The sequence below is a fragment of the Dellaglioa sp. CoH-56-MRSF-14 genome (assembly GCF_056782115.1).
On record NZ_JBXAYB010000042.1, the window covers coordinates 1 to 377 of the forward strand.

Below are 377 nucleotides of genomic sequence, written 5' to 3' on the forward strand. Positions count from 1 at the left end.
GCATCATCGATGGCCGCAAACACGTTGGTATCGCCACGCGGGCGGCCTGCGCGCAAGACAGCGGCAACAACCGCCTCATCCTGAGCGAGTACCTGTGCTTCTTCCGGGCTGATGCCAAGGCGCTGAACGAGGATAGCAGCAGCTGCCGAGTCAGCGGTCTGCGTCTCGTCCGGAATTTCAACCGTAGCCTCGAATGCCAATGCGTTCTTGGCGGCTTGGTCTGCTTCTGCCGAAGCCTGTTCCGGAGTATAGTTCTCCAGCGCATCAGTGACGAGCTGGCCTTCTTCAGCGTCTTTGTTTTCGTGTTCCTGTGCGGGTTGTTCGCGATCCGGAGTCCCGACAATGACAGCCGCGTAAAGGCCGCTCACCGAATACTC

Annotated in this window: 1 protein-coding gene; it reads right to left on the reverse strand. The window is 59.4% G+C overall.

Going from position 1 to position 377, the window contains the following annotated elements:
* The coding region (locus tag AC1RPX_RS07770; protein WP_481763327.1) for a hypothetical protein at positions 1-377 on the reverse strand (377 nt) is incomplete at both ends.